The following is a 17,886-nucleotide window of genomic DNA, read 5'->3' as shown; positions in this document are numbered from 1 at the left end:
CCGGGCATTCATGCCCACGCGGTACGGCGTCTGATTCGTGTTCAAGATTGATGTAACCCGGTTCAACCGGTAAAACGGCGTGGGCATAAATGCCCACCGTACAAAAAGGGCCGCGTTTCCTTCGAAACGCGGCCCTTTTCTCATGATCGGTCCAACCGGATCACACCTGCATATTCATGATCTCGTGATACGCCGACACCAGCTTGTTCCTCACCTGCACCGTTGCCTGGAAGGCAATACTCGACTTCTGCATCGCGATCATGGTGTCCGACAGGCTGACGCTGTCGTCCCCCATCGCAAACCGGTTGCCCAGTTCCTCGGCGTGCTTCTGTGAATTGCTGACCTGCTCCAGGGAATTCTTGAGCGCGTCGGAGAAGCTGACCTTCGAGGGGCCTTCGTTGACGGGCGCGGCGTTGCCGACGCCGCCGACGCCGCCCAGGCTGCCCGGGCCGAGCGCGGGCGCGGCCGGCTTGGTAGCCGCGGCCTTGAGCTGGGCCATCATCGCCTCGATCCGGCTGCTGTCGATTCCGCCTACGTTCATGGGTTCTCCTGTTCTATCTCTTGCGCACTCCACGTACGGGAGCAATGTCAGGCTTACAGCTTACCAGCATGCGCGCAAGCAACTTCGTCGAGCAGGAGGGGAAAGCACCCCCTATTCGCCCGTTTGAATGTTGCCCCAAGGCTTCATAATTCGGTCCTGATCTCCTTTCTCCCTTTGGACAAACATGGCCGCGACCGCCGACGAACTGCTCGACACTCCTGCTGCTCCCCAACCCTTCCTGAAAACCGCCATGGGCCGTAATGTCCTGATCGGCGGCGGGGTCGCGGCGGTGCTGGCCGTGGTCGTCGCCATCTGGATGTGGAGCAGCACCCCGGATTACCGCGTGCTGTACGCCAATTACAGCGACAAGGATGGCGGCGCCCTCACCGCGGCGCTCGACCAGATGGGCGTGAAGTACAAGTTTTCCGAAGGCGGCAGCGCCATTCTCGTGCCCGCCGAGCAGGTGCCCGACCTGCGCCTGAAACTGGCGGCGCAAGGCTTGCCGAAGGGCGGCAACGTCGGCTTCGAACTGATGGAAAACCAGAAGCTGGGCGTCTCCCAGTTCCTGGAACAGGTGAATTACCAGCGCTCGCTCGAGGGCGAGCTGGCCCGTTCGATCCAGTCGCTGGGCTCGGTGGCCGGCGCGCGCGTGCACCTGGCGCTGCCGAAACCCTCCGTGTTCGTGCGCGACCAGCAAAAGCCGACCGCCTCGGTCCTGCTCAACCTGCAATCGGGGCGCGCCCTCGATCCGGGCCAGGTCAGCGCCATCGTGCACCTGGTCGCCTCCAGCATTCCCGAACTCACCATCGGCAACGTCACCGTCGTCGACCAGAACGGCAACCTGCTCTCCGAGCAGCCGAAGCAGAATGGCCTCAACAAGCAGCTCGACGCGACCCAGCTGAAGTATGTCGAGACGGTCCAGCAGAACATCATCAAGCAGGTTGAGTCCCTGATCACCCCGATCGTCGGCAAGGGCAATGTGCGCGCCGAAGCGACCGCCGAGATCGATTTCGCCCAGGTCGACACCGCCGCCGAGATGTACAAGCCGAATTCGCCGCCGGAGCCGCAGGCGATCCGCAGCCAGCAGACCTCGGAGCAGACCGGCGCCACGACCGGTCCGGCCAACGGCATCCCGGGCGCGCTGTCGAACCAGCCGCCGGGCGTGGCCACCGCGCCACTGGAAGGTGGTGCCCCGGGCGCGGCGCCGACCACCACGACCGGTCCGGCGAGCAAGAACGCCACGACGAATTACGAGCTGGATAAAACGATCCGCTACGAGCAGCGTCCGATGGGCGGCATCAAGCGCCTGACCGTGGGCGTGGTGGTGAACTACCGCCGCTCGGTCGATCCGAACACCGGCAAGATCACCGTGAAACCGCTGGCGGCGGCCGAAGTGGCCCAGATCAACGAGCTGGTGAAGCAGGCAATGGGGTACTCGCAGGCGCGCGGCGACACCATGAACGTGGCCAACGCTCCCTTCGACGGCGTCGACCGCCCGGACGAGAACGGTCCTGACTGGTACAAGGATCCGGCCAACCTGCCACTCGCCATGGAAGTCGGCAAGTACCTGTTGATCGCGGCCGTGATCGCCTTCCTCTACTTCCGTATCCTGCGTCCGCTGCTGCGCCCCGTGGTGCGTAAGTTCGACGAAGCGACCGCCGAGCCGGAAGAGGAAAAGGAAGAAGAAGACGCGGATACCGTCGTCGACCTGGAAGGCAAGCCGGTGCTGGGACCGGACGGCATGCCGATCGAGGAAGAGGAAGCGCCGCGCGAACGCAGCTACCGCGCCAACCTGGCGATGGCAAAAGAGATGGCGATGAATGATCCACGTATCGTGGCAAACGTAATCAAGGCATGGGTGGGTTCGGAATGAGCGACAAGGATAAAGACGGCGTCACCAAGGCAGCAATCCTGATGCTGGCCATGGGCGAGCAGGAAGCGGCCGAAGTGATGAAATTCCTCGGCCCGCGCGAAGTGCTCAAACTCGGCGCGGCCATGGCCGCGATGAAATCGGTGCAGCACGAGCAGGTGGTCAACGTGCTGGAAGCCTTCCGCGACGAAGCCGACGCCCACTCGACCGTCGGCCTCGATTCGGACGAATACATCCGCGAAGTCCTGACGAAAGCGCTGGGCGACGACAAGGCCGCCGTGCTCTTGAACCGCATCCTGGGCGGCAAGGACGCCTCGGGCATCGAAAGCCTGAAGTGGATGGACGCGCAATCGGTGTCCGAACTGATCCGCAACGAGCACCCGCAGATCATCGCCACCATCCTGGTGCACCTCGAGCGCGACCAGGCCTGCGAGATCCTCAGCCACTTCACCGACCGCCTGCGCAACGACGTCGTGCTGCGTATCGCCACGCTGGACGGCGTGCAGCCGGCTGCTTTACGCGAACTGAACGACGTGCTGACCAAGCTGCTGTCGGGTAACGAGCACATCAAGAAGTCCTCGCTCGGCGGCGTGCGTACCGCGGCCGAGATCCTGAACTTCATGGCCGGCGAGCAGGAAAGCGCGGTGATGGAGAACATCAAGAACTACGATAACGACATGGCGCAGAAGATCATGGACGAGATGTTCGTGTTCGACAACATCATCGACATCGACGACCGCGGCATCCAGTTGCTGCTGCGCGAAGTGCAGTCCGACATGCTGATCATCGCCCTGAAAGGCGCTTCGCAAGACCTGCGCGAGAAGATCTTCCGAAACATGTCGCAGCGTGCAAGCGAGATGATGCGCGAAGACCTGGAGTCGAAAGGCCCGGTCCGCCTGTCGGAAGTCGAGGCGCAGCAGAAGCAGATTCTGCAAATCGTGCGCCGCCTGGCGGACGAAGGGCAGATCGTGTTGGGTGGCAAGGGCGAAGATTCCTTCGTCTAAGGTTTTAGATCCGGATAAAGATGAGCAAAGACACGCAGGGCGCCTTCAAGCGCTGGGAAATGACCTCCTTCGGCGACGAACGCCCCAGCTCGCTGGCGGCGCGCATCCAGGCCGAGGAGCGCGCCGCCGCTGCTGCAGCCGCGTCAGCGGCAGCAGCAGCGGCGGCTTCTGTTCCTCTCGTTCCTGCCATGCAATTGCCGACCGCCGCCGAGCTGGAAGCCCTGCGCGAAGGCGCACGCGCCGAAGGCTACGAGGAAGGCCTGGAGGAAGGCCGCGCCGCCGGCCGTGCCGAAGCGTATGAAGCGGGCCGCGCCGAGATGGCGGCCGAAATGGACAGCCTGCGCGCCATTGCTTCCACCTTCAGCGGCGCCGTCGCCGCGGCCGACGAGACCATCGCTTCCGACGTGCTCGACCTGGCCCTGCACCTGGCGCGCTCGATGGTGCGCACCGCCTTCACGGTGCGTCCCGAACTCATCATCCCGATCGTGCGCGAAGCGATCGACTATTTACCGGTGCTGCAGCAGCCCGCTATCCTGGCGCTGAACCCGGACGACATCGAGATCGTGCGCGCCGCCCTGTCCGACGAACTCGACAAGGGCGGCTGGCGCGTGGTCGCCGACCCGCAGGTCGGGCGCGGCGGTTGTAAGGTCGATACCGCCAGCAACCAGATCGACGCCCAGGCCAGCGCCCGCTGGGCGCGCCTGGCGCATGCGCTGGGCAAGAACGTCGAGTGGCTGGGCTGATGCAAGCGAGCCTCGACCGCCATACTGCGCGCTGGAAATCCTATCTGAGCGACTGCGATTCGCTGCTCGGCTTCGTCGAGCCGATGCAGGTCTCGGGCCGTGTCACGCGCGTGGCCGGCCTGGTGATGGAATGCGTGGGCCTGCGCCTGGCCGTGGGCAGCGCCTGCACCATTCCGCTGCCGAACGGCGCGAAGATCGAAGCGGAAGTCGTCGGCTTCGAAGGCGAGCGCCTGTTCCTGATGCCGCAATCCGACGTCGAAGGCGTGGTACCCGGTTCGCGCGTGTTCCCTGTGGAGACGCCGGTGCCGCGTCCGGGCACGGTGAACCATCCGCGCCGCCGTCCGAGCGACCGCGCGCGCCACCTCCCGGTCGGCTGGAATCTATTAGGGCGCGTGGTCGATGGCGCCGGCCGTCCGCTCGACGGCAAGGGTCCTTTGGGCACCGACGAGGTCGCACCGATCAACGCCCGCCCCGTCAATCCGCTCGACCGCGCCCCGATCAAGGACACCCTGGACGTCGGCGTGCGCGCGATTAACGCGATGCTGACCGTCGGCCGCGGCCAGCGCCTGGGCCTGTTCGCCGGCACCGGTGTCGGTAAATCCGTGTTGCTGGGCATGATCGCGCGCTATACGACGGCGGACGTGATCGTCGTCGGCCTGATCGGCGAGCGGGGCCGCGAGGTGAAAGAATTCATCGAGCAGATCCTGGGCGAGGAAGGCATGGCGCGCTCGGCCGTGGTGGCCGCGCCGGCCGACAGCCCGCCCCTGATGCGCCTGCAGGGCGCGGCCTATGCCACGGCAATTGCCGAGCACTTCCGCGACCAGGGCAAGAACGTCATGCTGATCATGGATTCGCTGACCCGCTACGCGATGGCCCAGCGCGAGATCGCTCTCGCCATCGGCGAACCGCCGGCCACCAAAGGTTATCCGCCTTCGGTGTTCGCCAAGCTGCCGGTGCTGGTCGAACGCGCCGGCAACGGCCTGGAGGGTGGCGGCTCGATCACGGCCTTCTATACCGTACTGTCCGAAGGCGACGACCAGCAGGACCCGATTGCGGACGCCGCGCGCGGTATTCTCGACGGCCACATCGTGCTGAACCGCCATCTGGCCGAAGCGGGCCACTATCCGGCGATCGACATCGAACAGTCGATCAGCCGCGCCATGCACGGCATCACCACGCACGAGCACCAGCTGTCGGCGCGCAAACTGAAGCAGCTGTATTCGCGCTACCAGCGTTCGCGCGACCTGATCAGCGTGGGCGCGTATGCGGCCGGCAGCGATCCGGTGCTGGACCAGGCGATCGCCCTGAACGGCCAGATCGAGGAATTCCTGTGCCAGGAAATCCACGAAAACACGAATATGGGCCAGAGCTTGGGGCAATTAACCTCTCTGTTCAGCTGATGGGTTAAGTGTTGCCCTAGGTATACTTGATTCACTATGGCAAATCCTTCTGCACTTGAAACCCTGATCGAGCTGGCCCAGCGCGACTCCGACGACGCCGCCAAGCGTCTCGGCGCCGCCCTGAAGGCGGTCGAGGAGGCGGAGCAGAAGCTGCAGATGCTGCTGGGCTATCGCGACGATTACGCGAACCGGCTCGACCAGGCGCAGATGAACGGCATCACGCCCTTCGCCTACGCCAACTTCGTTGCCTTCGTCGGCAAGCTCGACAACGCGATCAATGGCCAGCAGGAAGTGCTGAAACACGCGAAATACAAGAGCGAGCTGGAAAAAACGACCTGGCAGGAAAGCGAACGCAAGCGCCTGTCCTACCGCACCCTGAACGAACGCGCGGCCGCCGAAGCCCTGCGCATCGAAAACAAGCGCGACCAGAAAATGATGGACGACCACGCGGCGCGTACCGTCCGCAACGCGCGCTGAACCTGACCCGCTGAACCGACATGACGATGCATACCAACTCCCTCCCGATCAGCCTGAACGCTCCGGCGGCCCCGGCCCCGAGCACGCGCGCCAATCCCCTGCCCGCCAGCGAGGGCATCGATTTCGGTGCGACCCTGACGCGCCAGATGGAACAGCGCCAGGCGCTGGTCCAGCCGCAAGCGCCTGCACCGCAACAGCCAGCCTCGCCGAAACCGCAGACCGCTCCGAAGCCGGCTGCCGGTGAAGCGAAGTCGGCGCCGCGCGAGGTGGTCAAGCAGGCCGCCAAGGAAGCGGCGCATCCCGAGACGACGAAAAAGGCCGAGGGAACGCAGGACACCGCCCCCGAGGAAAAGACGGCAGCCGCGACCAAAGGCGACAGCAGCGAGGAAGATGCGAGCGCGGCGGACGCCAAGGTGGCCGACTCGGTGGTCGACATGCTGGCCATGGTCGCCAGCTTCAACCAGGTGCAGGCCGCACCGGCGCCGGTGCCGATCGCGCAAGCGCCCGCCGTGCAGGCCGACACCCTGCTCTCGAGCATGAAGGAAGTGCGCGGCGAAGGCGCCGAGCCGCTCGTCAAGCTGAAGGGCGACGCCGGCCTGGCTGCCGTGACCGAAGACACCCAGGGCAAGGCCGAGCCCGGCGTCGACCTGCGCGCCATGGAACTGGGCAAGTCGGCCGATGCGGTAAAACTGCCGGTGGAAGCCGGCGACTTCGCTGCCAGGCTGCGCGATAGCACCGCCCAGGCGGGCATGAAGGACGCCGCTCCCGGTCCCGAAGCACTGACCAGCCTGGCGGCCCAGGCTACCGCCCTGCAGACCGCGCAAGCGGCCGGCAGCGCGCCGACCGACCGCCTGAGCGCGCGCGTCGGTACCCCGGCCTGGGACAACCAGGTCGGCCAGAAGGTGATCTGGATGGTCGGCGGCGAAGACCAGAGTGCGACCCTGGAACTGAATCCGCCGGACCTCGGCCCGGTGCAGGTGGTCCTGAACGTTTCGAACGATCTCGCCAGCGTGACCTTCTCGGCGCAGCAGCTGGAAGTACGCCAGGCGCTGGAAAACGCCCTGCCGCGCCTGCGTGAAATGATGAGCGAAAGCGGCATCGCACTGGGTAACGCGACCGTGAATGCCGGCGCCGAAGGGCGCCAGGGGCAGGATGGCCAGGGCACGGGCGGTTCTAGCCGCGGCCGTAGTGGCAATGGCGGTGGCGAAAGCGATGTAGCGGAGGTCACGCCGCGTCCGCGTACCGGTGTGATCGGCGGTGCGGGAGCGGTCGATACCTTCGCGTAAGCCAACAACAAGTTTCGTTTACGGCCGCCTCAGTGCGGCCGTTTTTTGTTAGCGCTATGTAAGGTGGGCGCCCCGCGCCCACGCGGGCCAGCGCACGTATGCGCACCGGTGGTTTGACGTCAAGCGTATCGACAGATCAAACGCCGCACCGCGTGGGCTCGAGAGCCCACCCTACAACGACAAACCCCGATGTAACCCACGATCCCCCCTCTTTTCAAAGCTTGCCGCTGCGCACTTTTTCTCGATAATGACATAATCACGCAACCACCATCAGCACCAGAGGCAACTTGAAAGCGAATCCGAAAATGAAGGCTGACCCGAAAGCGGCGGACGCAGCACCGGCGGCAGGCTCGAAGAAGAAGCTCATGATCATGGCGATCGCGGGCGTGCTCGTGCTCGGCGGTGGCGCCGGCGCCGGCTGGTTCTTCCTGCACGGCAGCGGCGACGCCGAGGCCCATGCCGAGGAGGCCCCCGCCAAGAAGAAGAAAAAGAAGGACAAGGAGCACGTGAAGGCGGAATATGTCCCGATCGAAGCCTTTACCGTGAACCTGCAGCCCGAGAATGGCGACCAGTATCTGCAAGTGCAGTTTACACTGCAGGTGGACGGTCCCGAACAGGCTGTGCTCATCAAGGACAACATGGCCAAGGTACGCAGCCGCGTCCTGCTCCTGCTGTCGGGCAAGAAAGCATCGGAGATCAATACGGTGGAAGGCAAGCAGCAGCTCGCGGGCGAGATCAAGGCCGCGGTCCAGGTGCCTTTCGATGAGGGTGGCGACGAACAGGAGGTGTCGGACGTGCTGTTCACCTCCTTCATCATCCAATAAAGTAAGCAGTAAGCATCCACTAAAGAAACATCATGGCCGATAATTTCCTCTCACAGGAAGAAGTCGATGCCCTCCTCAAAGGGGTCAACGGCGATCAGGACGACGTAGCCGCGCCTGAAGACACCTCGGGAGTCCGCACCTACAACCTGGCGACCCAGGAGCGGATCGTGCGCGGCCGTATGCCGACGCTCGAGATCATCAACGAGCGTTTCGCGCGCTTGCTGCGCATCGGCCTGTTCAACTTCCTGCGCCGCTCCGCCGAGGTCTCGGTGGGCTCGGTGCGCGTCTCGAAGTACAGCGAGTTCATCCGCAACCTGGTGGTCCCGACCAACCTGAACCTGATCCACATGAAGCCCCTGCGCGGCACCGCGCTGATGGTCTTCGATCCGGGCCTGGTGTTCTTGCTGGTCGACAACCTGTTCGGCGGCGACGGCCGCTTCCATACCCGCGTCGAGGGCCGCGACTTCACCCAGACCGAGCAGCGCATCATCATGCGCATCCTCGACGTCGTGTTCGAGGCCTATACCAAGTCCTGGGAACCGGTCTATCCGATCGAGTTCGAGTACGTGCGTTCGGAGATGAACACGCAGTTCGCCAACATCGCGACGCCGAACGAAGTCGTGGTATCGTCCACCTTCACGATCGAGCTCGGTCCGGTGTCGGGCCAGATCCACTTCTGCATGCCGTACTCGATGATCGAGCCGATCCGCGATGCGCTGACCTCGAGCATCCAGGGCGAGGCGCTGGAAGTCGACAAGCGCTGGATCCGCCTGATGACGCAGCAGATCCAGGTGGCCGAAGTCGAACTCGTGGCCGAACTCGGCCACGGCAAGGCGAACTTCGACGAGATCCTCAACATGAAGATCGGCGACGTCATTCCGATCACGGTCCCGGATGCGATCCAGGCGACAGTGGACGGCGTTCCTGTGATGGAATGTTCCTACGGCGTCTTCAACGGCCAGTACGCGCTGAAGGTCGAGAAATTGCTGGCCAACAGCGACAGCTTCAATCAGGAGAAACACCATGTCTGACAACCAAGACGACCAGATCCTCGACGACGACTGGGGCGCCGCGATCGCCGAGCAGGCCGCCGCCGAAGCCGCCGCGCTGCAAAAGCAGCAAACCGCCAGCGCCGCCGTGTTCCAGGATTTCGGCACCAAGAATCCACGTCCGGACACCCCGAACGACATCGACTTCATTCTCGACATCCCGGTGCAGCTGACCGTGGAGTTGGGCCGCACCAAGATCGCCATCAAGAACCTGCTGCAGCTGGCGCAGGGCTCGGTCGTCGAACTCGACGGCCTGGCCGGCGAGCCGATGGACGTGCTGGTCAACGGCTGCCTGATCGCCCAGGGCGAGGTGGTGGTTGTGAACGACAAGTTCGGCATCCGTCTGACTGATATCATCACGCCTTCGGAACGGATCAGAAAATTGAATAAATGATGCCCACACGCGCCCTCGCCTGCCCTCGTCCACCTTCGTACGACGCAAAGCCGCAGGTTTCACCTGCCAGCCATTTGCTCGTACGCATGCGCAGGGCCGGCGCGGGCGCGTTGATCGCATCGATATTCCTGATGCCGCTGGCGGCCTGCGCGGTCCAGCCGGCTGCACCAAACGCAGCGCCACCACAAGCAACGCCGGCGACCAGCCAGCCTTCCACGCCGGCTCCTGCTCCGGCCGCGCGCCAGGAGGAAGCAGGCACCGGCCGGCAGGCCGACACCGCAGCCCCTGCTGCGGCCCCAGCGCCGGCTCCCCAGCGCGCCACGTCCCGTCCGGCCGCCTCGCCGCCGGTCACACCAAATACCCCGGTCGCCGAACGCGCCACCACCGTCGGCGAAGTGCCGACCGTCGGCGCCACGACGCCCACGCCCACGCCAGGCGTCGCGACCATGCCGGGCGCTCCGGCAGCCGTACCCGGCACGCCGGCCAATCCGAATACCCCCGTGACCGTCGGCCAGGCCGCGCCCGGCCCCTCGACCGGCACCCTGCTGCAGACCATCCTGGCCCTGGTGCTGGTGCTGGCCCTGCTGGCGGGCCTGGCCTGGGCCGCCAAGCGCTACGGTCCGCGCGTGGCCGGCAACTCGGCCAACCTACGCATGGTCGGCGCCCTCAACATCGGCGGCCGCGAACGCATCATGGTGGTCGAAGTGGGCGACCAGTGGATCGTGGTCGGCGCCTCGCCGGGCCGCGTCAACGCGCTGGCGACGATGCCGAAGGGGGATGCGGCGGCCTCCGCCACCCTGGCCGGCCATGCGCCCTCGGCCAACAGTTTTTCCGATTGGCTGAAACAGACGATAGATAAACGTAATGCGAAATAAGAAACTCCTGCTGGCGGCCGGCATGCTGCTCTTGCCGCTGGCCGTGCTGGCGGCGCCCGGCGTGCCCGCCTTCACCACCAGCCCGGCCCCGGGCGGCGGCACCACCTACACCCTGCCGGTGCAGACGCTGCTCCTGATGACGGCGTTTACTTTCCTGCCGGCCGCGCTGCTGATGATGACCAGCTTCACCCGCATCATCATCGTGCTGTCCCTGCTGCGCCAGGCGATCGGCACCCAGACCGCGCCGCCGAACCAGGTGATGGTCGGCCTGGCGCTGTTCCTGACCCTGTTCGTGATGGGCCCGACCTTCGACAAGATCTATACCCAGGCCTATCTGCCGCTGCAGGAAAACCAGATCCAGATGACGGAAGCCATGAGCCGCGGCGCCCAGCCGCTGAAGGACTTCATGGTCAAGCAGACGCGCCAGTCCGACCTCGCCATGTTCGTCAAGATCTCGCGCACGCCTGCCCTGCAGGGTCCGGAAGACATTCCGCTGCGGGTCCTGATCCCGGCCTTCGTCACGAGCGAGCTGAAGACGGCCTTCCAGATCGGCTTCGCGATCTTCATCCCCTTCCTGATCATCGACATGGTGGTGGCCTCGGTGCTGATGGCGATGGGTATGATGATGATGTCGCCGGCCGTGATTTCGCTGCCGTTCAAGATGATGCTGTTCGTGCTGGTGGACGGCTGGCAACTGCTGCTGGGCTCGCTGTCCCAGAGCTTCAACTAGGGACACCGCGATGACTCCGGAAACCGTCATGACGATGGGCCGCACGGCCATGGAAATCACGCTGCTGGTCTCGGCGCCCCTGCTGCTGATCGCCCTGATCATCGGCCTGGTCGTGAGCATTTTCCAGGCCGCGACCCAGATCAACGAAGCAACCCTGTCCTTCATCCCGAAACTGGTCGGCGTCTTCGTCGCCCTGGTGGTTGCCGGCCCCTGGATGCTGTCGGTCATGCTCGACTACATGCGGCAAGTGTTCACCGGCATTCCGAACATGGTCGGCTAGCACTTACAGGCTGTGCTGACCCTCACGTCGATTGAAATCAACGCCTGGATCGCCGGGCTGCTGTGGCCGCTCACGCGCATCCTCGGCCTGGTCGCGGCCGCCCCACTGTTCGGCCACGCCAGCGTGCCGAACCAGGTCAAGGTCCTGCTCGGCGTGCTGCTGGCGCTGATCATCGCGCCCACCGTCCCGGCCGTGCCGGCCATCGATCCGATGTCCTATGCGGGCCTCCTGATCCTGGTGCAGGAACTGCTGATCGGGCTGGCGATGGGTTTCGCCATGCGCCTGGTGTTCGCGGCCATCGAGTACGCGGGCGAACTGGCCAGTAACGTGATGGGCTTCAGCTTCGCCTCCTTCTTCGACCCGACCACGCAAGGCCGCTCGGCCGCGATCAGCCAGTTCCTGTCGATGGTGGCGACCATGGCCTTCCTCGCCGTGAACGCCCACCTGGTGCTGCTGGCGGCGCTGTCGGAAAGTTTTACCAGCCTGCCGATCTCGAGCAGCCCGATCTCGCTGGTGGCGCCGCTGGAACTGGCCCGTCTCGGCAGCCGCATTTTCTCGGCCGGCCTGCAACTCTCTCTGCCGATCATCGCCGCCCTCCTCATCACCAACGTCGCGCTCGGCATCCTGACGCGCGCCGCGCCGCAGCTGAACATCTTCGGCATCGGCTTCCCGATCACCCTCGGTGTCGGCATGCTGACCCTGAGCGTGGCCTTGCCCTACCTGAACACGCCGATCCAGAATCTGTTTAACGAAGGCATCGAAGCGGGCCGCCGCATTCCGCGCGCGGCCGCCGAACGCGTGCCTGCCGCGCTGCCGCCGCAGCCCGTCGCACCGATCCCGCAATAGTCCCCGGACGGGACGGGAGCACATTCCCCGTTCCATATCTGCGAAGCGAATCGCGCTCGCTCATGATCGCGTACTGGACTATCATGAATCGTGCCCGCCGGATTTGCCACTCACACAAATCCCGCCAAGCATGCGCAGGAGAACGTGTTGAATATTTCACCGTTACCACTCGCCGTCTTTGTCGTCGACGCCGACGGCGTCATCACCAGCTGGAACAAGGCCTGCGAAAAACTTGCGGGCTGTACGGCTGCGGACATCCAGGGCCAGCGTCTCGACCAGATCATCGATTTCGACGACATCGGCGAGCCGCCGTTGTCGATCGCGAAACGGTCCGAGCTCGACTCGACGGGCTACCTGCGCGGTGCAGGCGGGCGGCGCCTGCCGGTACGGGTGACGGTCGCGCGGCAAGCGCTCGATCCCGAGCAGCCCGACACCTACAGCGTGATCGTGATCCCGCGCGCCGGGCTGGTGGCGCCGCGCTACGCGTTGATCCAGGACTTGCCGGTCGGCGACATCATCGAGGGCCTGCCCTGCGTCTTCTACGTCATCGATCAGAGCGGCCACCTGCTGCTGTGGAACCGCCTGCTGGAAGACATGCTGGAGATGTCGAGCGAGGAATTGCCGACCACCGACGTCCAGTATTTCTTCGATGAAAAAGACCGGGCCGAGATCGTCAGCAAGATCATGGAAGCCTTCGAGAACGGCCATTCCTCGCACGAGGCCGAACTGGTGGGCAGGCAGGGCAAGCGCACCAGCATGCTCTTTCACTGCGCCCGCACCAGCGTTGGCGACCTGCCGTGCATCTTCGGTACCGGCCTCGACATCACCGACCGCAAGCAGACCGAGCATGGTTTGCGGGTGCGCGAGCGCGCCATTTATTCCAGCGTCAACGCCATCGTCATCACCTGCTGCGAAAACAATGACAACATCATCGAGTATGTGAACCCCGCCTTCGAACAGATGACCGGCTATACGCTCGCCGAGATCAAGGGCCGCAACCCGCGTTTCATGCGCATCGAGGGCTGCGACGTCGACGAACACCGGCGTATCAACGAGGCCATCAGGAAGAAGGAAAGCGTGCAGGTCATCCTGCGCAATGCGCGCAAGAACGGCGAAGTGTTCTGGAACGACCTGCGCATCGATCCGGTCAGCAACATCGACGGCGAAGTCACCCATTTCGTCGGCGTCATCAACGACATCACCGAGGCGCGCCATTACGAGCGCCGCCTGCACCACCTGGCCCACCACGATCCGCTGACGGGCCTGGCCAACCGCACCCTGCTGCAGGACGAGCTGAAATTCTCGATCGACTTCGCCGTGCGCAACCAGATGCTGGGCGCCCTCGCCTTCCTCGACCTCGACAATTTTAAACACATCAACGACAACTTCGGCCACGACGCCGGCGACGTGGTGCTGCGCGACACGGCGACCCGGCTCAAGGAAAGCGTGCGCGACAACGACACGGTGGCGCGCGTGGGCGGCGACGAGTTCGTGCTGGTGATCAACAACCAACCCGGCGACGAACAACTGGCCGACCTGATCGAACGCATCCGCCAGCGGGTGAACGCCCCGATCCGGGTTGCCGGACGCGACATCCTGCCCAGCACCAGCATCGGCGTGAGCCGTTTTCCGATCGATGGCGACACCGTCGACCGCGTGATGCGCGCGGCCGACGCCGCGATGTACCACGCCAAGACCCTGGGCAAGAACAACTGCCAGTTCTATTCGATCGAACTGAACCAGGCGGTGCACGAGCACCTGATGCTGGAAGCGAGCCTGTCGCGCGCCATCGGCAACCGCGAAATGGTGCTCGGCTACCAGCCGAAGGTCGACCTGCGCACCGGCAAGGTCGTGGGCGCGGAAGCCCTGGTGCGCTGGAACCATCCGGAAAACGGCCTCGTACCGCCCGACAAATTCATCCCGGTGGCCGAGGAAACCGGCCTCATCGTGCCGCTGGGTGAATGGGTGATCATCGAAGCCTGCGGCGCGCTCAAGGCGCTCGCCAAGCTCGGCATCCACGACTTCGCGATTTCGGTGAACCTGTCGGCGCGCCAGCTGCGTCAGCGCCAGTTCGCCTCTCACCTGGCGCGCACCCTCAAGCGCCAGGGCGTCGATCCGCGCAACCTGGAACTGGAAGTGACGGAAAGCCAGCTGATGGACCATCCGGAAGAAGCGATGGAAGCGCTGGCCGAACTCAAGTCCCTTGGCGTGCGCCTGTCGATCGACGACTTCGGCACCGGCTATTCGAGCCTCTCGCACCTGCAGAAATTCCCGGTCGACTATATCAAGATCGACCGCTCCTTCCTCGGCGAAGTCGCGCACGACGGCCACGCCGTGATCACGCGCGCGATCATCGCGCTGGGCCACAACCTCAAACTGAAGGTGATCGCCGAAGGGGTCGAGACCCGGGAACAGCTGGCTTTCCTGCGCGAGCACGATTGCGACCAGATGCAGGGCTACTACTTCAGCCCGGCCCTGTCCCAGCGCTCGCTCGAAGAGTTGGTCTGCAAGGACGCACGGCTGCCGGGTTAGCCTGTCAAAGGGCGGTAGCGGCGTGCTAAGCTCTGCCTTACTTCCGACGCTCACGCAACCGCACGGAGGACATGCAGAACACAGACAGCCACATGACCCTCGCACACCGCCTGACCACCCGCTACCTCGCCGCGATCCGCTGGTTCATCCCCCCCGATGCGCGCGCGGACGCCGCCACGCTGACGCGCGCGCAGAACGTGATCAATGCGGTGGTCATGGCCGCCCTCTCCGGCCCCTTCTACGCCTGGACCTATCATGCGCTCGGCTACACCGCGGCAGGCCGGGTCATCCTCACCTGCTGCATCTGCATGTTCAGCGCGCCCTTCCTGCTGCGCATCACGAAAAGCATCGTCGTCGCGCGCGAAGTCTTCCTGTGTGCGGTCTTCTTCAATTTCAGCTGGCTGACCTATGCCATGGGCGGCGTCTCGGCGCCGACCGCGGGCTGGATGGTGGTGCCGCCGATGGTGGCGCTGTTCCTCGGCGGCTTCGCGACCTCGATGTTCTGGCTGTTGCTCACCTGCGCCACCGTGGTCTTCATCTATGCCCTGCCCTTGCTCGGCATTCCGCTGCCGGCGCATCCGATCGAGGAAATGCAGCTGTTGTTCCTCCTGTGCGACTTCGGCCTCTACCTCGTCATCGTCCTGTTCATGTGCCTGTTCGAGCTGACCAGGACCGAGGGTGTCGTCAAGCTCCAGCATGCGCTCGATTTCATCCACGACGCGGCAGTGCGCGATCCGCTGACCGGCGGCCACACCCGCCGCCACGCGCTCAGGCGGCTCGCCGACCATCGCGAGGATGGTGCGATCTTCAGTATCTGCCTGCTCGAGATCGATGGGTTCCGGCGCATCAACGCCGGCCACGGCCAGGCCGTCGGCGACCGGGTGCTGCACGCGGTGGCGCAGTGCGTCGCGCGGCATCTGCCCGAGGGCGCCTCCTACGGGCGTTACGGCGGCGCGCAATTGCTGCTGATCTTGCCCGGAACCGCGCAGCCGGAAGCCCTGCTGCTGGCCGAACGCGTACGCCTGGACGTCCACGGCCTGCGCTTCGCGCCCGTCGCGCCGGACCTGGCGGTGACGGTCTCGATCGGCGTTGCGCAGTTCGAAGCAAAAGAATCGGTAGGCCAGACCATCGCCCGGGCCGACGAGGCCCTGTACCAGGCGACGTCACGCGCGCGCGACCGCGTGCTCGCCTACGGAGACCAGCCGGCCTTGCCTGCCCCGGATGCCGACCTGGCGGCGCCCGGCCTGTTCGACCACACCCGCATCGACCCGCTCACCGGCCTGCTCAGCCGGCGCGTGCTGCGCGACCGCCTCGGCCACGCCATGGCGCGCGCCCTGCGCAATGGGCGCATGCTCGGCGTGATGCTGCTGCATGTGGACCGGCTCGGCGCCATCAATGATGCGCTCGGCATCGAAGGCGGCGACGCCATCCTCGCGCAGGCCGCCGGCCAGGTGCGCGCCAACCTGCACGCGGCGGACAGTGTCATCCGCTTGAGCGGTGGCGATTTTCTCGTCATCCTCGAAGACTTGCGCAACAGCGAGGGCGCGCGCCAGATCGCGCAGCATATCCAGAACCGCTTCACCTTCCCGCTGGCCGTGGGCGGGCGGGAATGGCCCGTCACCCTCAGTATCGGCATCGCCATGTATCCGACGCCGGGCTGCGGCCTGGACGATCTGCTGGAGCGCGCCGAGGCCGCCATGAGGCGCGCCCGTCTCGGCCGCGGCAACGGGATCCAGCTGCATGTCGTCGATGCCGCACGCGGCGTGCTGGAAACGAGGCAGGCGGGATAAACCATGACGCCCATCCACGAAGTCATCCACCGCATCCTCTGGGACGCCGACTTCGGCAACGCCGACTTCGTCATCGGCTACTACGACCGCGTTTTCAAGCGCGTCGTGCGCGTCTCCTTCGAGCGCATCCGCCTGGAGCGCGGCCAGCATTTCGGCTTCGAGCTGATAGGCCACGACGGCGAGGCGCGCATGGTGCCCTTTCACCGGGTGCGCGAGGTGCTGCGCAATGGGGTGCTGGTCTGGAGCCGGCCGGGAACGGATTGAAGCGACGCCACCGGCCACCATTGCGCCACGCCCCACAGGAACTCCGGCACCAGCAGCAGCCACAGCACCGGCGCATCGGTCTGCGCCAGGGTCCAGGCCATCCAGCTTGAAAACAGGAAGCGCGCCGCGCCGTCGTAGCGGCCCAGCAGCAGGCTCGGATGCATCAGGCGCAGCAGCGACCACACCGTCACGATGCTGCCCAGCAGGCCGCCGATGAACATGTGGAAGGGCGCGAAGCCCGGCAGCGGCGCGCCGCCGAGCTGGACGTTCAGCTGCGACATCAGCTGGTGCGCCAGCGGCAGGGTCCAGGGCGTGGCCAGCGCCGTGGTCATGAGCAGGTCGTAGAGCGCGCTGGCGCGGACGAGGTAAAGATATTGATTCAGGTGCATGGCAGTCTCCGGGATCGAAAACGCCATGATCAACCCTGGAGTACACTCCAGGGTCAAGCTATTTTGGAGCGCACTATGCGAATTGGCGAACTGGCCGCGGCCACGGGACTCTCACGCGATACCCTGCGTTTCTACGAGGAGCGCGGCCTGCTCGGTGCGCGCCGGCGCGCCAACGGCTACCGCGACTATCCGCCGGAAGCGGTGGAATGGCTGTGCTACCTGCGCAGCGCGCAGGCGCTGGGTTTTACGCTGGCCGACATCGAGGCGGGCATGCCGCTGCTGGCCGATCCGGCGAATGCCGGCGCCGAGCTGCGCACGGCGCTGGAGCGCAAGCTGGGGGACATCGATGCGCGGATTGCCGGGCTGGCGGAGCTGCGCTCGGCGCTGGCGGCCAAGCTGGAAGACCTCGGAGCGGATTGTCCATTACGTGCCGCTTGAATTCCGTCGTACGTAGGGTGGAGTCCTTGTATAGCACAGACACATAGGTAACAGGTGTCTAGACACATAGGTGACACTGCCGGGTTAGATTCTAGCTGGTTCTAAGGTTGATTTGGGTGACCTCGCGGTCGCAGAAAAACACTTGGAAGAGCCC

The 17,886-nt window shown here is 65.0% G+C and carries 19 protein-coding genes; 17 read left to right on the top strand and 2 right to left on the bottom strand.

Translation table 11 applies throughout. The annotated features are described in order from the left end of the window. Window positions 1-160: 160 nt before the first annotated feature. Complete coding sequence (gene fliE, locus C2862_RS23815; RefSeq protein WP_136223344.1) at window positions 161-541, bottom strand: flagellar hook-basal body complex protein FliE; 381 nt, start codon at window positions 539-541, stop codon at window positions 161-163. Window positions 542-725: 184 nt separating this feature from the next. Between fliE and fliF the strand changes: the two genes are divergently transcribed. The 16 genes from fliF to C2862_RS23735 all read left to right on the top strand — a co-directional run bounded on the left by fliF (window position 726) and on the right by C2862_RS23735 (window position 16,905). Further along, a complete protein-coding gene (gene fliF, locus C2862_RS23810) occupies window positions 726-2,414 on the top strand; it encodes a flagellar basal-body MS-ring/collar protein FliF (RefSeq protein ID WP_136223342.1) in 1,689 nt (562 codons plus the stop codon). Next, complete coding sequence (fliG, locus tag C2862_RS23805; RefSeq protein ID WP_136223340.1) at window positions 2,411-3,415, top strand: flagellar motor switch protein FliG; 1,005 nt, start codon at window positions 2,411-2,413, stop codon at window positions 3,413-3,415. The genes fliF and fliG overlap by 4 nt, the downstream gene beginning before the upstream one ends. Window positions 3,416-3,435: 20 nt before the next feature. Beyond that, the gene (locus C2862_RS23800) at window positions 3,436-4,158 is read left to right on the top strand and encodes a flagellar assembly protein FliH (protein ID WP_229467580.1); all 723 of its coding nucleotides are present in this window, start codon (window positions 3,436-3,438) and stop codon (window positions 4,156-4,158) included. After that, a complete protein-coding gene (fliI, locus tag C2862_RS23795; protein ID WP_136223338.1) occupies window positions 4,158-5,558 on the top strand; it encodes a flagellar protein export ATPase FliI in 1,401 nt (466 codons plus the stop codon). Before C2862_RS23800 ends, fliI begins: the two co-directional genes overlap by 1 nt. 36 nt (window positions 5,559-5,594) lie before the next feature. Then, window positions 5,595-6,035, top strand: coding sequence for a flagellar export protein FliJ (gene fliJ / locus C2862_RS23790; protein ID WP_136223336.1), 441 nt, complete (start codon window positions 5,595-5,597; stop codon window positions 6,033-6,035). Window positions 6,036-6,055: 20 nt separating this feature from the next. Next, complete coding sequence (locus C2862_RS23785; protein ID WP_136223335.1) at window positions 6,056-7,321, top strand: flagellar hook-length control protein FliK; 1,266 nt, start codon at window positions 6,056-6,058, stop codon at window positions 7,319-7,321. 305 nt (window positions 7,322-7,626) lie between these two features. After that, a complete protein-coding gene (fliL, locus tag C2862_RS23780; RefSeq protein WP_136223378.1) occupies window positions 7,627-8,145 on the top strand; it encodes a flagellar basal body-associated protein FliL in 519 nt (172 codons plus the stop codon). Between the two features lie 32 nt (window positions 8,146-8,177). Continuing rightward, a complete protein-coding gene (gene fliM, locus C2862_RS23775) occupies window positions 8,178-9,176 on the top strand; it encodes a flagellar motor switch protein FliM (RefSeq protein WP_136223333.1) in 999 nt (332 codons plus the stop codon). Beyond that, window positions 9,169-9,588: a flagellar motor switch protein FliN gene (gene fliN, locus C2862_RS23770; protein WP_056342065.1), complete on the top strand. Its 420-nt coding sequence runs from the start codon at window positions 9,169-9,171 to the stop codon at window positions 9,586-9,588. The genes fliM and fliN overlap by 8 nt, the downstream gene beginning before the upstream one ends. Window positions 9,589-9,698: 110 nt before the next feature. After that, complete coding sequence (fliO, locus tag C2862_RS23765; protein WP_229467579.1) at window positions 9,699-10,463, top strand: flagellar biosynthetic protein FliO; 765 nt, start codon at window positions 9,699-9,701, stop codon at window positions 10,461-10,463. Beyond that, entirely contained in the window at window positions 10,453-11,193 is a 741-nt protein-coding gene (fliP, locus tag C2862_RS23760) for a flagellar type III secretion system pore protein FliP (protein WP_136223331.1), read from the top strand. The genes fliO and fliP overlap by 11 nt, the downstream gene beginning before the upstream one ends. 10 nt (window positions 11,194-11,203) lie before the next feature. Further along, window positions 11,204-11,473: a flagellar biosynthesis protein FliQ gene (fliQ, locus tag C2862_RS23755; protein ID WP_136223329.1), complete on the top strand. Its 270-nt coding sequence runs from the start codon at window positions 11,204-11,206 to the stop codon at window positions 11,471-11,473. Between the two features lie 12 nt (window positions 11,474-11,485). Further along, a complete protein-coding gene (fliR, locus tag C2862_RS23750; RefSeq protein WP_136223327.1) occupies window positions 11,486-12,319 on the top strand; it encodes a flagellar biosynthetic protein FliR in 834 nt (277 codons plus the stop codon). Between the two features lie 147 nt (window positions 12,320-12,466). After that, window positions 12,467-14,851, top strand: a complete 2,385-nt coding sequence (locus C2862_RS23745) for an EAL domain-containing protein (protein ID WP_136223325.1) — start codon at window positions 12,467-12,469, stop codon at window positions 14,849-14,851. A gap of 92 nt (window positions 14,852-14,943) precedes the next feature. Further along, the gene (locus C2862_RS23740; RefSeq protein WP_168710156.1) at window positions 14,944-16,641 is read left to right on the top strand and encodes a diguanylate cyclase domain-containing protein; all 1,698 of its coding nucleotides are present in this window, start codon (window positions 14,944-14,946) and stop codon (window positions 16,639-16,641) included. A gap of 3 nt (window positions 16,642-16,644) precedes the next feature. Further along, window positions 16,645-16,905: a DUF504 domain-containing protein gene (locus C2862_RS23735; protein WP_136223321.1), complete on the top strand. Its 261-nt coding sequence runs from the start codon at window positions 16,645-16,647 to the stop codon at window positions 16,903-16,905. On the opposite strand, the gene C2862_RS23730 is transcribed toward C2862_RS23735, so the two are convergent. After that, window positions 16,842-17,294 carry a hypothetical protein gene (locus tag C2862_RS23730; RefSeq protein ID WP_136223319.1) on the bottom strand — a complete coding sequence of 151 codons (453 nt, stop codon included), beginning with the start codon at window positions 17,292-17,294 and terminating at the stop codon, window positions 16,842-16,844. The genes C2862_RS23735 and C2862_RS23730 overlap by 64 nt on opposite strands. Window positions 17,295-17,369: 75 nt before the next feature. On the opposite strand from C2862_RS23730, the gene C2862_RS23725 reads away from it, so the two are divergent. Next, entirely contained in the window at window positions 17,370-17,732 is a 363-nt protein-coding gene (locus C2862_RS23725) for a MerR family transcriptional regulator (RefSeq protein ID WP_136223317.1), read from the top strand. The last annotated feature ends 154 nt before the right edge of the window (window positions 17,733-17,886 follow it).

Source organism: Massilia sp. Mn16-1_5, from assembly GCF_004798585.1.
Lineage (GTDB): Bacteria > Pseudomonadota > Gammaproteobacteria > Burkholderiales > Burkholderiaceae_D > Telluria.
This window is presented reverse-complemented; position numbering and strand designations above follow the sequence as displayed.

Coding starts and splice junctions, on each gene's coding strand:
- fliE (WP_136223344.1), bottom strand. CDS start 541: ATGAACGTAGGCGGAATCGACAGCAGCCGGATCGAGGCGATGATGGCC.
- fliF (WP_136223342.1), top strand. CDS start 726: ATGGCCGCGACCGCCGACGAACTGCTCGACACTCCTGCTGCTCCCCAA.
- fliG (WP_136223340.1), top strand. CDS start 2,411: ATGAGCGACAAGGATAAAGACGGCGTCACCAAGGCAGCAATCCTGATG.
- C2862_RS23800 (WP_229467580.1), top strand. CDS start 3,436: ATGAGCAAAGACACGCAGGGCGCCTTCAAGCGCTGGGAAATGACCTCC.
- fliI (WP_136223338.1), top strand. CDS start 4,158: ATGCAAGCGAGCCTCGACCGCCATACTGCGCGCTGGAAATCCTATCTG.
- fliJ (WP_136223336.1), top strand. CDS start 5,595: ATGGCAAATCCTTCTGCACTTGAAACCCTGATCGAGCTGGCCCAGCGC.
- C2862_RS23785 (WP_136223335.1), top strand. CDS start 6,056: ATGACGATGCATACCAACTCCCTCCCGATCAGCCTGAACGCTCCGGCG.
- fliL (WP_136223378.1), top strand. CDS start 7,627: ATGAAGGCTGACCCGAAAGCGGCGGACGCAGCACCGGCGGCAGGCTCG.
- fliM (WP_136223333.1), top strand. CDS start 8,178: ATGGCCGATAATTTCCTCTCACAGGAAGAAGTCGATGCCCTCCTCAAA.
- fliN (WP_056342065.1), top strand. CDS start 9,169: ATGTCTGACAACCAAGACGACCAGATCCTCGACGACGACTGGGGCGCC.
- fliP (WP_136223331.1), top strand. CDS start 10,453: ATGCGAAATAAGAAACTCCTGCTGGCGGCCGGCATGCTGCTCTTGCCG.
- fliQ (WP_136223329.1), top strand. CDS start 11,204: ATGACTCCGGAAACCGTCATGACGATGGGCCGCACGGCCATGGAAATC.
- C2862_RS23740 (WP_168710156.1), top strand. CDS start 14,944: ATGACCCTCGCACACCGCCTGACCACCCGCTACCTCGCCGCGATCCGC.
- C2862_RS23735 (WP_136223321.1), top strand. CDS start 16,645: ATGACGCCCATCCACGAAGTCATCCACCGCATCCTCTGGGACGCCGAC.
- C2862_RS23730 (WP_136223319.1), bottom strand. CDS start 17,294: ATGCACCTGAATCAATATCTTTACCTCGTCCGCGCCAGCGCGCTCTAC.
- C2862_RS23725 (WP_136223317.1), top strand. CDS start 17,370: ATGCGAATTGGCGAACTGGCCGCGGCCACGGGACTCTCACGCGATACC.